The following is a 13,434-nucleotide window of genomic DNA, read 5'->3' as shown; positions in this document are numbered from 1 at the left end:
AGGACATGCCGGGAGGCGGCAGCGAGCCGCCACCCGGCTTACTTACTGCGCGGCCGCCTTCCAATACCGGTTGATCCAGTCCCCATGCGTCGGCATGGCCGCCACAGCCCGCGCCAACGTCGCGCGCATGCCTTCGACGTATTGCACCAACTTCTCTTCCGGCATATCGTCCACGATCGGATGGTAGCTTTGCGGCATGATGCGCTGGCCCAGCATCACCTGCACCCAACTCGGCAGCGCGAAGAAATCGTCGCCGTTGCGGAAGTAGCGCCCGTCGCTGCGGAACAAATCCATCGCCTCCTTCAAACTGTCCGGGATGGACATGGTGCGGCAGTAGTTCCAGAACGGCGTGTCGTTGCGTTCGGTCGCGTGGTAGTGCAGGATCAGGAAATCGCGCACCCGCTCGTACTCGAACGCGGATTCGCGGTTGAAGCGCTCGGCCAGCAAGGGATTGAAATCGCGGCCGGGAAACAACGACAGCAGACGGCTGATGCCCGACTGGACCATATAGATGCTGGTCGACTCCAGCGGCTCCAGGAAGCCGCTGGCCAAGCCCAGCGCCACCACATTCTTGTTCCAGAACTTCTTGCGCATGCCGGGCGTGAAGCGCAGCGGGCGCGGCTCGGCCAGCGCCTTGCCGTCCAGGTTGGCCAGCAAGGTCGCGGCGGCCTCGTCGTCGCCGAGGTAGCGGCTCGCATACACATAGCCATTGCCGGTGCGGTGTTGCAGCGGTATGCGCCACTGCCAGCCCGCCGCGCGCGCGGTGGCGCGTGTGTACGGCGCGATCGGGTCGATGCGTTCGCTGGGCACGGCCATCGCGCGGTCGCACGGCAGCCAGTGCGTCCAGTCCACGTAGCCGGTCTTGAGGGTCTGCTCGATCAGCAGCCCACGGAAACCCGAGCAATCGATGAACAGCTCGCCTTCGACGACGTCGCCATTTTCCATCGTCACCGATTCGACATAGCCATCGTCGGCGCGCTGGTTGACGCCGACGATCTTGCCTTCGATGCGCTGCACGCCGCGCTGCGCCGACAGCTCGCGCAGGAAGCGCGCGTACAGGCTGGCGTCGAAGTGATAGGCATAGGCGATGTCGGACAGCGGCGAACTCGGCGGCGCATCCCCGACGCCGGGCACGAACTTGCCCTGTGGCGCCATCACCGTCTGGGCCGAATAGTCGCCGATCGCCGCCGCGCGGCCGGACTGGAACAGCTTGAGCCAGAACTGGTGGAAGGGCAGCGGCCCCAGCGAACGGCCGATGACGCCGAAACCGTGGATGTAGCTGTCGCCGATGCGCGACCAATCCTTGAACTCGATACCGAGCTTGACCGTGCCCTGGGTCCGTTTGACGAACTCGGTCTCGGCTATGCCCAGCATCTGGCTGTTGAACATGCGGATATGCGGAACACTGGCTTCGCCGACGCCGACGATGCCGATCTCCTCGGACTCGATCAGGCGTACCGAAGCCTGCTTGCCCAGGTAGGTGGCCAGCGCCGCAGCCGCCATCCAGCCGGCGCTGCCGCCGCCGACCACGACCACGCGTTGGATACGGTTGTTTGTCATTTTTCTTTATCCCTTGCAGAAGCAAAAAAGTCGACGCTTGCCAAAACAGGCAGGCGCCGACGGGAACCTCCCCTCGCGCCAACGGGCGCGAGGGGGCGGGAGGAAGGTATCAGAACTTGTAGTTCAAGCCAAAGTAGGCGATGCGGCCGGTGTAACCGTTGGAGTAGAAGCGATCCTTGGTGTCGCTGCCCAGGTGGGAACGGGTCTCTTCCCTGGTCAGGTTCAGCACCGAAGCGGTCAGGCTCAGCTCCTTGGTCAGGTTGTAGGCCACATTCACGTCGACCTGGCTGTACGGCTCCGAATACACGTTCAAGCCGTTGACCAGGCCGTTGACCACTTCGCCGCGACGGTTGTACGAGGCGCGCGCCAGATACTTGTCGGTTTCGTAGAACACGGTGATGTTGGCCTGGTTCTTGGCGCTGCCGACCAGCGGCGACTTGCCGATCTCGGTGCCGTCGCTCAGGGTGATGGCCGCCTGGTTGGTCTTGTTGTAGGTGTAGTTGACCTGGAAGCCGAGGCCGGAATCGAGCGTGTGCTGCGCATACATCTCGATACCCTGCGAGACGCCGTTACGGCCGCCGGCGCTGGTCGAGTAGTTCTGCACCGTCACGGTCTGGCCGCCCACGTTCATGGTCACGTCGCGCACCACCGGCACCGCGAAGTTGCTGACGTTCTTGCGGAACAGGTCGGCGCCGAGCACGGAGCCGCGGTGGAAGTACCACTCCAGGCCCAGGTCGAGCTGGGTCGCCTTGTACGGATCGAGCTGCTTGTTGCTGCCTTCGCCGAACCAACCCTGCTTGTCGCCGCCACCGATCAGGCGGCGGTCGTTGACGTATTCCTGGCTGTAGTACTGCAAGCCGCCCGGCGACGCGATGTCGCCGTAGCTCGGCCGCGACACCACCTTGGACGCGGCCATGCGCAGCAGCAGGTCCTTGCGTACGTCGAAGGCCAGGTTGAAGCTGGGCAGGACGTCGGTGTAGTTGCGGTCGAGCGAACTGAGCACGAACGACGAGCTGCGCGCGGTGCTGTCCGGCAGACGGGTGAAGCCGCTGGTGCAGCCGGAGCCGGCAGGCGCGCCGACCGCTGGAGCGCCGCCCGCCTGGCAAGGCGCCGGGCTGCCGTTGGCGCCGTTGAAGAAGTAGTCGTTGTAGTTGTCGACGCGGTCGGTCGAATCGGCATGCTGCTTGGTGCGCACCACGCGCAGGCCGACGTTGCCGCGCAGACGGTCGGTCTTGATGTTGGCCTGCAAATACGTCGAGGAGATCTTCTCGTTGACGTTGTAGACGAAGTTGTCTTCGTTGCGGGTCTGCATGGCGCCGTAGGTCTGGTTCAGGTAACCGATGTAGGCCGGGTAGTTAATCGCCGGGAAGGCGCTGGCGCTGATGCCGCCGGCCAGGTTGTCCAGCGATTGGCCGTACAGGAACTGCGACTGGAACTTGTTGGCGGTCGGATCGCAGCCAGCCTGGTAGCGCTTGTCGTAGTTGGTCGGATCGGCGCCCTTGCACACCCAGTAGTTGTTGCCGGTGCTGCGGTGGGTGCCGCCGTCGCGGTACTTGCCGCCGAATTGCAGCGAGTCCAGCCAGTTGCTGTCGGCGTGCCAGGTGAAGTCGGCCTGGGCGTATTTCTGCTGGGTGCTGTTGTGGGTCCACGACGAGCTGGTCGAGCCGAGATCGATTTCACCGATGCCCTTTTGCAGATTGGCCATCAGTTCCGGCGAGAAGGTCATGCTCGGCTTGCCGGCCGTGCTCCAGGCGCTGGCGTAGTTGCCCAGGGTCCAGCTGCCGTCGGCGTTTTGCAGGCGCGGCTTGATCGGCATGGCAAATTGCAGGTCCGGACCGCCGCCGGCCCAGGTACGGCCGCCCTTGAAGGTGGCGTCCAGCGAGTCGCCGTGCCATTCGATTTCGATGTCGGCGGTTTGCGACAGCGCCTTTTCGCGGTTGTAGCTGCCGGTGATCTGCGGCGTCGGGATGGTGCAATCGTCCGGACCGAAGCCGCCGGTGTTGGTCAGGCCGCCAGCCTTGGCCTGGTCGCCGCTGCAGTAGTAGGTCTTGCCAGGGTGCGCGCTGTATTGCGCGCCGGTGACGATGGTGCCGCTGCGGTCGAAGGTCAGGCCGTCGAGCATGCGCCCGCCCGCCCAGTTGCCGTCGCCGTCGTAGCGCGCCAGGTTCCATTCCGGGATCTTCAGCGTGTTGGTCTGCGAGTTCTGCGACAGGTCGAAGCGGAAGTAGTTACCGGTGACTGTCAGGTTGCGGACCGGCTTGGCCTGCAGGGTCAGCTGGCCGCCCTTGCGTTCGCGTTCCTCGGTCTTGACGTCGAAGTCGACCGCGGTCGGCATCATGAAGTTGGTGTACTTCTTGCCGCTCTGGTCCTTGAAGCCGGACTGGCCCCACCAGTAGCTGTTCATATTGGACGGCTTGCCGTTGACGTCGGTGGCCGGATGGGCGTCGTAGTCGTCGCCATACCATTGCCAGTTTTCGGTGCTGGCGCCCATGGTGCGGGTGGTGCGCTTCTGTTGGGTGTAGCCGACCAGCACGCCGAAACGGTTGCCCTCGTCGTGCCACGCGTACTGGCCGGAGAACTGGCCGTCGGTCTTCTTGCTGGTGTCGGCCCAGGTGCCCTCGGCGGAAACGAAGCCGGTGCCCGACTTCACTTCCAGCGGACGGCGGGTGTGCAGGATCACGGTGCCGCCGATGCCGCCCTCGTCGATGCGCGCTTCCGGCGTCTTGAACAGTTCGGCGCTGGACAGCATGTTGGCCGGCATCAGCATGTAGTTGAAGGAACGGGTCGGATCGCCGTTGGACTCGGCCGTGGCGATGTAGTTGCCGTTCAATTGGGTCAGCGTCAGCTCCGACGACAGGCCGCGCACGCTGACGTTCTTGCCCTCGCCGCCGCTGCGGTCGATGATCACGCCAGGCACGCGCTGCAGCGCGTCGGCCACGTTCTTGTCGGGGAACTTGCCGATGTCTTCGGCGGTGACCACGTCGACGATGGCGTTGGCGTTGCGCTTCTGGTCGAGGCTTTTCTCGATCGCGTAGCGGTAGCCGGTGACGACCACGGAGTCGATCGGCTTGCCGTCGGCGGTTTTCTCGGCGGGTTTATCGGCTGGCGCGGTTTGCGCGTGGGCGCTGGAAAGGGTCATCAGGCCGAGGCTCAAGGCCGTGGCGATCGGCGTCTTGGTCCAGCGGCGCTGGCGTGCAGCGTGAGGGGTTTTTAACGTCATGTGCTGTCTCCTGGTCGTGTGCCCAACGAGGGGCTGTATTTATTATTTGGCGGTAGCTGGCTACCGCATTGCAACGCGAACCCTGAAGTTTTCCTAAACGACTCAAAAGCCGCTTGCATATCGATGGGGACCGCATTCCAACCAGAAAGATTTATACAGAAGAAGCGATGGTGGCTCTACAAACTTTCAAAGTTTGCATGAAGTTTAGCGTTGTTTAGGAAACAAGTGAGGTGGGCGTGCGACAGCCGGCTGCCGGACGGCTTCCCCGTCTGTTTTGATCTGCGTCATAGAAAGTCAATCGTCAGACGACTAGTCTGGAGCGAACATGCCAGGTTAGACGGGGCCAGACCAGATCAACACTGCAGATATTGGGAGAAATAAAGTGCGTAAATTGTGGATGATGCTAGCAATATTGGCCCTACTTGGGCTGTCGGGGTGTGGTTACAACGCCCTGCAAAGCCAGGACGAGCAAATCAAGGCGAGCTGGTCGGAGGTGGTCAACCAATACCAGCGGCGGGCCGACCTGATCCCCAATCTGGTCAATACCGTCAAGGGCTATGCCACGCATGAGCAAGACGTGCTGACGCAGGTGACACAGGCGCGGGCGGCCGCGACGTCGCTGCAAGTCACGCCGGAAGTATTGAACGACCCGGCCGCCTTCGCAAAATTCCAGGCGGCGCAAGGCGCGTTGTCCGGTGCGTTGTCGCGGCTGCTTGCGGTCAGTGAAAACTACCCGCAGCTGAAAGCCGATGCCAATTTCCGGGATCTGCAGGCGCAGCTGGAAGGCACTGAAAACCGCATCACCGTGGCGCGCAATCGCTATATTCAGTCGGTACAGGAATACAACGTCACCGTGCGTTCGTTTCCATCCAATCTGACCGCGACGGCCTTCGGCTACAAGACGAAAGCCAATTTCTCGGTCGAGAATGAAAAGGAAATCAGCAAGCCACCGATGGTCGATTTCAAATCCGCGCCCGCCAAGCCTCAAGCTGGCGCCCAGGAGCAGACAAAATGACGACGATGGCCGGCGCCAGGCGCGCGGCATCGGCGTCGTTGCTGGCCTTCGCCCTATGGGTGCCGTTCAGCGCCGGCGCTCAAATCGCCGTGCCGCCATTGACAGGACACGTTACCGATCAGACCGCGACGCTGACAGCCGAGCAGGCAAACAGCCTGGAACAAACACTGCAATCGTTTGAAGCGAAGAAAGGCAGCCAGCTCGCCGTCCTCATCGTTCCCACCACTGCGCCGGAGACGATCGAGCAATACGCGTTGCGCGTCGCCGAGCAATGGAAGCTGGGACGCAAGAAAATCGACGACGGCGCCATCCTGCTGGTGGCCAAGAACGATCGCGCGTTGCGCATCGAAGTCGGCTACGGATTGGAGGGGCCGCTCAATGACGCGACCAGCAAGCGCATCATCAGCGAGATCATTACGCCCTATTTCAAGCAAGGCGATTTCTATGGCGGCATTGCCGCCGGCACCGGGCAGATGATGCGGCTGGTCGACGGCGAGCAATTGCCGGCGCCTGAAACCAGGCTGGACCGCGCGGACGGCGCGCAACGCTACCTGCCGGTCGCCTTCATCCTGGTGTTCACCATCGGCAGCGTGTTGCGCGCCCTGCTGGGCAGGCTTCCCGCCGCCGTACTCACCGGCGGCGCGGTGGCCGGCGTCGTCTGGCTGCTGGCGGGAACGGTCTACATTGCCGTCGGCGCGGGCGCGCTGGCGTTGTTGTTCACCTTGCTTGGCGGCGGCATGCTCGCACGGGGTCTTGGCGGTGTCGCCGGCGGATTCGGTCGTGGCGGTTCAGGCGGAGGCGGCTTCGGCGGAGGCGGCGGCAGCTTTGGTGGCGGTGGCGCTTCAGGGAGATGGTAGCGATGGACATTCAACGCCTGGTGCGGCATCTGTTGACGACACGCCGGAACATCAAACGCACCTTTCCACCGGAGGCGCTGAGCGCGATTGAAAATGCAATCGCCGACAGCGAGCGTACCCATGCCGGCGAAATTCGTTTTGTGGTGGAAGCCGCGTTGGACGGCTCGCCACTGTTCAGCGACCAGTCATCCAGGGCGCGTGCCATCGATATATTTTCACAATACCGGATATGGGACACGGAGCAAAACAACGGCGTGTTGATCTACCTGCTGCTGGCCGACCGCAGCGTCGAGATTGTCGCCGACCGCGGCATTCACGGCAAAGCCGGTGCGCACGAATGGGAAAGGATTTGCCATCAGATGGAGACCGCCTTCAGGCAAGGGGACTATGAGGCCGGGGTGCTCAGCGGCATCGAAGCGGTGACCCTCCATTTGAAGCAGCACTATCCGGCAGATGGCGAGGTGAAAAACGAATTGCCAAACCAGGTGCTGGTGCTTTAACCCGTGAATCAAACAACCAGAACGAAAATCTAACCAGGAAACGACCATGAAAACCACTATCGCAATTACCTTCCTCGCCGCGCTGCTGAGCGTATCCCACGCTGGCGCCGCAGACCCGCATCATCCAGATCCTGCACAGCAGGAAAAAAAGACGCCGGACGCCACATCAGCCGGCATGATGGAAAACATGCAGAAGATGCAGCGCCAGATGGAGAAAATTCAGGCGACCACCGACCCCAAGGAACGGCAAAAGCTGATGCAGGAGCACATGCAGGCGATGCAGGACAATATGAAGGCCATGCGCGCCGCCGATGCTTCGCCGGCGAGCGACAAGCATCAAGGCAAGGCCGGTGGCGGCATGATGATGCGCCCCGACATGATGGAAAAGCGCATGGATATGATGCAGATGATGATGGAGCAGATGGTGCAACATCAAGGTGTGAAGGAAGCGGCGCCGGCGTCCAAATGAGGCATGATGGTCTCCTTGGGTGAAACAAGCTATACTCACTTATATTATATTTAGTGATATACTGATTTCTATTGAAATCTCAGGTGCCCCATGGAGCAAACCCATCCCCCCATCGACCCAAGCGTGATGCAGGCCGCCGCGGCGAACGTCTGCGCGCTGCTCAAGGTTCTTGCCAATCAGGACCGCCTGCTAGTGATGTGCCAGCTATCGCAAGGCGAATTGTCCGTGGGTGAACTGGAAAAGCTGCTCGGCATCCGGCAACCCACGCTATCGCAGCAACTGACCGTGCTCCGTGAAAGCGGCCTGGTGAGCACGCGCCGTGATGGCAAAAGCATCTTTTATTCGGTGGCGAACAAACAGGCCCTGGCCGTCATGGCCGTGCTGTATCAACAATTCTGCGCCGATACCTCAGTGGAGACCACATGCTGATTGACCTCGCCAACTTCACCCCCGCCATGTCCCTGGTGGGCGGGCTCATCATCGGCGCGGCGGCGGCCGTGCTGATACTGTTCAACGGCCGCATCGCTGGCATCAGCGGCATCCTCGGGGGCCTGCTCAGCCTTCCGCGCGCGGACATGGCCTGGCGCCTGACCTTCCTGATCGGCCTGGTTGCCGGTCCGGTGATCGCGGGGTTGCTCGGTAAGCCGTCCATTGCCGACATACAGGCGAACTGGAACGAAATTCTGGTCGCCGGTTTCCTGGTCGGCATCGGCACCCGCTATGCCAGCGGCTGCACCAGCGGCCATGGCGTTTGCGGCATCTCGCGCGGGTCGATTCGCTCCCTGGTCGCCACGCTGACGTTCATGGCGGCTGGGTTCCTCACGGTCTTCGTGCAACGACATGTGATTGGAGGCTGACATGAGCGCAATAACCGCGCTGTTCGCGGGACTGCTCTTCAGCGCGGGATTGATGGTCTCTGGCATGGCCAATCCCGCCAAGGTGCAGAATTTTCTCGACCTGGCTGGGCGCTGGGATCCTTCCCTGGCCTTCGTCATGGCCGGCGCCATCGCCATCGGTTCGCTCGCATTTCTGATAGCCCAACGCCGCAAGCGCTCCTTCCTCGGATTGCCCGTCCAACTGCCGGCCAGCGCCGACGTGACGCTGCGACTGGTACTGGGCAGCGCCGCCTTCGGCGTCGGCTGGGGCCTGGCGGGCTTCTGCCCCGGCCCCGCGCTGGTTGCGTTGGGTGCGGGATATCCAAAGGCGATCGGCTTCGTGGCCGCCATGGTAGCGGGAATGGGCCTCTTCGAAATATTTGAACGGGTTAAGTTGCGCACAACACAACGCCCGCAGTGAAGGGATTTGCATGGGCGCGGGAATGGCGCGTATGTTTGCCGCCGCCGCGTTCGCGAAACACAACAAGCCACTCGGCCATGACCAGCTGATCTGTGCAGCCCCGCCCTTCAGCTTCGAGATTTGATCTGCGAGGCCCGCAACCTGTGCAATGGTCGGGGTGCGCCCATGGCCATACGCTTAATTGTAAAAATGGACGGGCGCGCTAAGGCCCATCGCGTGTAGCCGTGCGGACAGGTGACGTTTTCTCAATTGCAGATATAGCTCACGCTCAGCACTTGACGGGTCTTCATTTTGCTCGTATTCAATGAAAAAGCTGGACTCTGAATAGCTCAGTCCCCGCAGTACATCCTGTCCATCGCTGTCTTTGATAAGAGCACCGGTTTGCTTGAGAAATCTTTCAATTTTATCTGTGAGGTTCAGCATGCTGCCTCCGCGCGCTTAGATAATCGTCTACATCGGCCCGAGGCGTCGCTTTCGTAAGGCACCCGTCGGGCTAGGCATCGGCGCCAACCTCTTTACAAACACACCATTTCAGCATGGACTATCAGGTTTCGTAGGTCTGTGCGCAGCCTAACACCAAGGACAGTGTGCAGCCTGACCGGTCTGTCTGACCACATAAGATCCTGTTCCAACGGCCCAAGTACACCGCGCGAGCTCCCGGTCCGGCTGTCGACTCGCCGGAACCAGGTGCCAGCCGAGCTGCCGGCGGATCTCTTCGCCCGTTGGCGGTGGGTCCAGCGGCGCGTGCGTGCGGCGCTCCATGTATGCCCCTCACGGTTTCCTTGGGCGAATGCGTGGTATTGCTCATCCGGCCCTCCCCGGCCAGCTGCGCGCCGACATATCCAGCGATCGACTACCATGAATTATCACGAGGAGAATCCATGCCTAATCACATCGAAGCAGCGTATATCCCGCTTGCAACAAAGCGGACCAAAAACGTCATCAAACATTTGCAGCCTGGCTCACGGCAGACTATTGACGCGGTTAGCGCACAAGACCCATCAGACCGCGCTGAGGTAGAAATATGGACCGCAGAGCACGATGATGGAGTCCATACTTTCTATCAAGATGGACCAAACGGCGACGTAAAATATCTCGGTTTCGCTGACAACGTTCGGGTTGCTATCGAAGAAGCGGCGACAGAAGAGTAGCCTTGGAATAGAAAAAGCCACCTCTAGGGTGGCTTGCTCCCGCGGCAATCGGTGCGCGGTGAACTTAATTCAAGGCGAACGAGATCCGCCTATGACCCCATCATATCAGCAATGTCGAGGAAAACACAAGCATTTGGGTCATCGGTACTGATTTCGGACGACGATGACGGTTGTAAATTATCCTGATATGGATATAAATGCTTATTCGAATTTGATCAACGCCAAATGAAAAAATTAGCTCTTGTGGGGATAGCCTGAAGCAAATCCGCAATTTTGCTGGCGATGCAATGCAATGCAGGATGTAGGTTTCCAACTTCACAAGGTCCAGATTGGCGGAGATCAAAATGGAAAACGTTGAGATTTTTAGCAATGTGTGGGATGCCCTTGCAGACACCCCAGGCGGGGCGCCAACCTGCAGGCCCGTGGCGAATTGATTCTCTTGATCACTAAAATCATTCGTGACAATGGATGGAAACAAGCAGAGGCAGCTGAGCACTGCGGCGTTGCTCAACCTCGAGTGAACGATCTCTTGCGTGGTCGAGTGTCTCGCTTTTATTTGGACGCACTCGTCAACATTGTTTCGGCCTTGGGCTTGTGCGTTCATTTCAGCGTAAGGGAATTAGAAGCGGCGTAGTAAGATTTCTTACTCCCGGCCATAAACGAGCCCGCTACCATTGGCAGCGGGCTTTTGCATTGGCGCGATAATTTTGCTGGGCGCCTAGAGGAGCACCGCTGTACAAATGTTTTTCCGCAGTTTGCCCGCCAGCTCCACACGCGCCTCGGCCGCCACGTCCATCAGCGATGCATTCGGGAAGCGCCACACTGTGGTCAGCTAGTGTACAGGCCCAGAAAAGAAAAAAGACCTACGATCCAGATGAATCGTAAGTCCTTGTCCTTACTACATTTTCTTTGGTCGGGGCGAGAAGATTCGAACTTCCGACCCCTTGCACCCCATGGCCGAGTTAACTCTTCCTTTAGCGTCCGGGAACGTCCATCCATTGAGCAACATCATTAAGAATCAATGGCTTGGCGCTACCATGCGTCTATACCCATCCGTACTCATCCAGTCCTAGCCGAGCGTCTTGTTGGGGTATTTGTTGGGGTATTTTTTGCTCCTCTTGCGACCCCTTGTAAAAACCTCCGGCCCATTGCAGGGCTGACGTTCTGGAATACAAGATGCCTAGGATCACACAGAAGGATTTGTTGGCGATTACGACGAAACAAGTCGGACTCATCGTCCGGGATGATGGCGGACTGTTCGGGCGCGTACGCGTGAAGGCCGACAATACGCTCACCATCCCCTTCTACTACCGCTACCGGCATGGCGACAAGCTGCACGACATTTCGTGCGGCTCCTGGCCGCATGACAGCTTGGCGCAGATCAGGGAAGCCCGCGATGCCGCGCGCGACCGCGCGGCCACTGGAGCCGATCCTGCCACGGTAAAAAAGGTGCAGAAGATCGAGGTCCAGGAGATGCTGGAAGCGAAGCTGGCCCAGGTCGAGGCGCAACGCGAGGCAGGCCTGACGGTGCGCGACATGTTCGACGTCTGGCTGCTGGACGGCGTGCGGCGCAGGAACGACAACGCAGAATTGAAACGGCAGTTCAATGCCGACGTCTTGCCCAAGATTGGCGGCGTCGCCGTCCGCGCACTGACGGAGCACGATCTGCGTCACGTGCTGCGTACCATGGTGGCACGTGGCGCCAACCGCAGCGCCGTCTCGCTGAGGAACAACCTGAAGCAGATGCTGAACTGGGCACAGGAGCGTCAGCCGTGGCGCCGCCTACTCGTCGAGGGCAACCCGATGGATCTGATCGAGATCGGCCGCATCGTCAGCCCGGACTTCGATCCGCGCGGCGTGCGTGAGCGGGTGCTCTCCCCTGCCGAGATTCACGAATTGCACAGCGTCCTCGACCGCGCGCGGAAGGAATATGCGCAAGCTGCAAACAGACGCACCGCCGTGCAGCCCATCGAAATCACAACCGAATGCGCGATCTGGATCATGCTGTCGACCCTGTGCCGGGTCGGCGAGCTGACCATGGCGCGCTGGGAACACGTCAGTTTCGAGCGCGCAGAATGGTTTATACCAAAGGAGAACGTGAAGGACCGCATCAGCAGTCTGACGATCTCGCTATCCGATTTCGCGCTGCGATATTTTCGCCGCTTGTACGATTGCAGCGGGGACACCGACTGGTGCTTCCCGAACTACATGGGCACGCTCCACATTTCCCCGCGAGCGATCACCAAACAGATCAGCGACCGGCAAACCATGTTCAAGCACGGGCGCGACGGCGGGCCTCGCGCCAAGATGACGCATCGCCGCCAGGACGATCGTCTTGTGCTGCAGCGTGGGAAGTACGGCGCGTGGACCGCGCATGACTTGCGCAGGACGGGTGCCACACTGATGCAAAGTCTCGGCATCACCCTGGACGTCATCGACCGTTGCCAAAACCACGTACTGGCGGGAAGCAAGGTTCGCCGCCACTACCTGCACTACGACTATGCTCGTGAAAAACGGGACGCTTGGAACAAGCTAGGGCGGCAGTTAGAAGCAATCGTTAATGCTGAAAATGACGCTGCTTTGCCCGATAAATAAAAAGGGGTTGAGCATTCCCGATTAGCCGTGTCATGAGTTCGACCACTGCTGACCAAGTGATCCTCTTTCTACGTCATTTGCAAAGCCAACGTCGGTTACCGCACCAAATCAGACATTTGTCTTTGCTCAGTTAAGACCTAATGATTTGTCGATGCCCAATATGGGACGTAACTGCCAAGCCTAACCGAATATGTTCCAGGGACATCCATTACGATGACTTCTCTAGGCGTCGCTCTCCACCAATTTTCACCCCGACGACTGGTGGCCGCTGGCGGGCCAAAGAGAATACTAAACCGATTTTTTATAGCGTCAGTGGTCAATGGAGATTTGCTTCCGAAGAAAAATAATATGCTAGAAACGTATCGTTTTTTCTTGTCACCACTAAAATAATATGCAGCGCTAGAAAACAGTGTATGGTTGAACTGTACAGAAACATAGTCATCCTCAGTCCATTTTGCGTTTGGGAAGGCTTCGGCGACCTGTTCGCGCGTTGAGCCGATGTGAATCTTGTCGATTCCTACGGGATAGACACTTCCGGGAAGAAAAGGTGTATTAGCGGTAGCTTCTGCCATTAACGAATTTGCAGCGGCAAGCGCAGATTTTTTTTCGGTCAGCTCTTTTTCAAGCCTTCGTATTTTTTCATCTATAGTGGATCCCGAATCTGAGACGATGGTTTAAGCTGTGGTCCGTGAAAGGATGACAGCAAATGAGTGAAGGAAAAAAACGGCGGGTGCACACGGCGGAGTTCAAGGGCAAGGTCGGCCTGGAGGC

14 protein-coding genes are annotated in these 13,434 nt (G+C 59.8%); 10 read left to right on the top strand and 4 right to left on the bottom strand.

From position 1 onward, the window contains the following. Nucleotides 1–42: 42 nt before the first annotated feature. A complete protein-coding gene (locus KVP70_RS26005; protein WP_217945324.1) occupies nucleotides 43–1,560 on the bottom strand; it encodes a tryptophan halogenase family protein in 1,518 nt (505 codons plus the stop codon). Nucleotides 1,561–1,669: 109 nt separating this feature from the next. After that, complete coding sequence (locus KVP70_RS26000; protein ID WP_217945323.1) at nucleotides 1,670–4,780, bottom strand: TonB-dependent receptor; 3,111 nt, start codon at nucleotides 4,778–4,780, stop codon at nucleotides 1,670–1,672. Between the two features lie 397 nt (nucleotides 4,781–5,177). Here KVP70_RS26000 and KVP70_RS25995 point away from each other — a divergent pair, with 397 nt between their 5' ends. The 7 genes from KVP70_RS25995 to KVP70_RS25965 all read left to right on the top strand — a co-directional run bounded on the left by KVP70_RS25995 (nucleotide 5,178) and on the right by KVP70_RS25965 (nucleotide 8,917). Next, complete coding sequence (locus KVP70_RS25995) at nucleotides 5,178–5,795, top strand: LemA family protein (RefSeq protein ID WP_217945421.1); 618 nt, start codon at nucleotides 5,178–5,180, stop codon at nucleotides 5,793–5,795. Nucleotides 5,796–5,800: 5 nt separating this feature from the next. Further along, nucleotides 5,801–6,652: a TPM domain-containing protein gene (locus tag KVP70_RS25990; protein ID WP_217945420.1), complete on the top strand. Its 852-nt coding sequence runs from the start codon at nucleotides 5,801–5,803 to the stop codon at nucleotides 6,650–6,652. Between the two features lie 2 nt (nucleotides 6,653–6,654). Beyond that, nucleotides 6,655–7,152 (top strand): TPM domain-containing protein, encoded by a 498-nt coding sequence (locus KVP70_RS25985; RefSeq protein WP_217945322.1) that lies wholly within the window; start codon nucleotides 6,655–6,657, stop codon nucleotides 7,150–7,152. Between the two features lie 46 nt (nucleotides 7,153–7,198). Next, complete coding sequence (locus KVP70_RS25980) at nucleotides 7,199–7,621, top strand: hypothetical protein (protein WP_217945321.1); 423 nt, start codon at nucleotides 7,199–7,201, stop codon at nucleotides 7,619–7,621. Between the two features lie 90 nt (nucleotides 7,622–7,711). Further along, nucleotides 7,712–8,050: an ArsR/SmtB family transcription factor gene (locus KVP70_RS25975; protein ID WP_217945320.1), complete on the top strand. Its 339-nt coding sequence runs from the start codon at nucleotides 7,712–7,714 to the stop codon at nucleotides 8,048–8,050. Beyond that, the gene (locus tag KVP70_RS25970) at nucleotides 8,044–8,478 is read left to right on the top strand and encodes a YeeE/YedE family protein (RefSeq protein WP_217945319.1); all 435 of its coding nucleotides are present in this window, start codon (nucleotides 8,044–8,046) and stop codon (nucleotides 8,476–8,478) included. Before KVP70_RS25975 ends, KVP70_RS25970 begins: the two co-directional genes overlap by 7 nt. Nucleotide 8,479: 1 nt before the next feature. Next, on the top strand, nucleotides 8,480–8,917 hold the full coding sequence (locus tag KVP70_RS25965; protein ID WP_217945318.1) for a YeeE/YedE family protein: 438 nt from the start codon (nucleotides 8,480–8,482) through the stop codon (nucleotides 8,915–8,917). A 177-nt stretch (nucleotides 8,918–9,094) separates the two neighbouring features. On the opposite strand, the gene KVP70_RS25960 is transcribed toward KVP70_RS25965, so the two are convergent. Further along, on the bottom strand, nucleotides 9,095–9,340 hold the full coding sequence (locus KVP70_RS25960; protein ID WP_217945317.1) for a hypothetical protein: 246 nt from the start codon (nucleotides 9,338–9,340) through the stop codon (nucleotides 9,095–9,097). Nucleotides 9,341–9,798: 458 nt separating this feature from the next. Between KVP70_RS25960 and KVP70_RS25955 the strand changes: the two genes are divergently transcribed. The 3 genes from KVP70_RS25955 to KVP70_RS25945 all read left to right on the top strand — a co-directional run bounded on the left by KVP70_RS25955 (nucleotide 9,799) and on the right by KVP70_RS25945 (nucleotide 12,663). Beyond that, nucleotides 9,799–10,068, top strand: a complete 270-nt coding sequence (locus tag KVP70_RS25955; protein ID WP_217945316.1) for a hypothetical protein — start codon at nucleotides 9,799–9,801, stop codon at nucleotides 10,066–10,068. Between the two features lie 373 nt (nucleotides 10,069–10,441). After that, nucleotides 10,442–10,702: a helix-turn-helix domain-containing protein gene (locus KVP70_RS25950; protein ID WP_262311791.1), complete on the top strand. Its 261-nt coding sequence runs from the start codon at nucleotides 10,442–10,444 to the stop codon at nucleotides 10,700–10,702. A gap of 542 nt (nucleotides 10,703–11,244) precedes the next feature. After that, nucleotides 11,245–12,663: a tyrosine-type recombinase/integrase gene (locus tag KVP70_RS25945; RefSeq protein ID WP_217945315.1), complete on the top strand. Its 1,419-nt coding sequence runs from the start codon at nucleotides 11,245–11,247 to the stop codon at nucleotides 12,661–12,663. A 137-nt stretch (nucleotides 12,664–12,800) separates the two neighbouring features. On the opposite strand, the gene KVP70_RS25940 is transcribed toward KVP70_RS25945, so the two are convergent. Beyond that, on the bottom strand, nucleotides 12,801–13,235 hold the full coding sequence (locus KVP70_RS25940) for a hypothetical protein (protein ID WP_217945314.1): 435 nt from the start codon (nucleotides 13,233–13,235) through the stop codon (nucleotides 12,801–12,803). Nucleotides 13,236–13,434: the final 199 nt, after the last annotated feature.

Source organism: Duganella violaceipulchra (assembly GCF_019166075.1).
GTDB lineage: Bacteria > Pseudomonadota > Gammaproteobacteria > Burkholderiales > Burkholderiaceae_D > Rugamonas > Rugamonas violaceipulchra.
The sequence above is the reverse complement of the archived record's forward strand: the minus strand, read 5'-3'. Positions and strand labels throughout refer to the sequence as shown.

Bases quoted from the DNA above. Each gene is read 5' to 3' on its own strand.
- KVP70_RS25955 (WP_217945316.1), top strand. From the start codon at position 9,799: ATGCCTAATCACATCGAAGCAGCGTATATCCCGCTTGCAACAAAGCGG.
- KVP70_RS25965 (WP_217945318.1), top strand. From the start codon at position 8,480: ATGAGCGCAATAACCGCGCTGTTCGCGGGACTGCTCTTCAGCGCGGGA.
- KVP70_RS25970 (WP_217945319.1), top strand. From the start codon at position 8,044: ATGCTGATTGACCTCGCCAACTTCACCCCCGCCATGTCCCTGGTGGGC.
- KVP70_RS25940 (WP_217945314.1), bottom strand. From the start codon at position 13,235: ATGGCAGAAGCTACCGCTAATACACCTTTTCTTCCCGGAAGTGTCTAT.
- KVP70_RS25945 (WP_217945315.1), top strand. From the start codon at position 11,245: ATGCCTAGGATCACACAGAAGGATTTGTTGGCGATTACGACGAAACAA.
- KVP70_RS25990 (WP_217945420.1), top strand. From the start codon at position 5,801: ATGGCCGGCGCCAGGCGCGCGGCATCGGCGTCGTTGCTGGCCTTCGCC.
- KVP70_RS26000 (WP_217945323.1), bottom strand. From the start codon at position 4,780: ATGACGTTAAAAACCCCTCACGCTGCACGCCAGCGCCGCTGGACCAAG.
- KVP70_RS26005 (WP_217945324.1), bottom strand. From the start codon at position 1,560: ATGACAAACAACCGTATCCAACGCGTGGTCGTGGTCGGCGGCGGCAGC.
- KVP70_RS25975 (WP_217945320.1), top strand. From the start codon at position 7,712: ATGGAGCAAACCCATCCCCCCATCGACCCAAGCGTGATGCAGGCCGCC.
- KVP70_RS25985 (WP_217945322.1), top strand. From the start codon at position 6,655: ATGGACATTCAACGCCTGGTGCGGCATCTGTTGACGACACGCCGGAAC.
- KVP70_RS25995 (WP_217945421.1), top strand. From the start codon at position 5,178: ATGATGCTAGCAATATTGGCCCTACTTGGGCTGTCGGGGTGTGGTTAC.
- KVP70_RS25960 (WP_217945317.1), bottom strand. From the start codon at position 9,340: ATGCTGAACCTCACAGATAAAATTGAAAGATTTCTCAAGCAAACCGGT.
- KVP70_RS25980 (WP_217945321.1), top strand. From the start codon at position 7,199: ATGAAAACCACTATCGCAATTACCTTCCTCGCCGCGCTGCTGAGCGTA.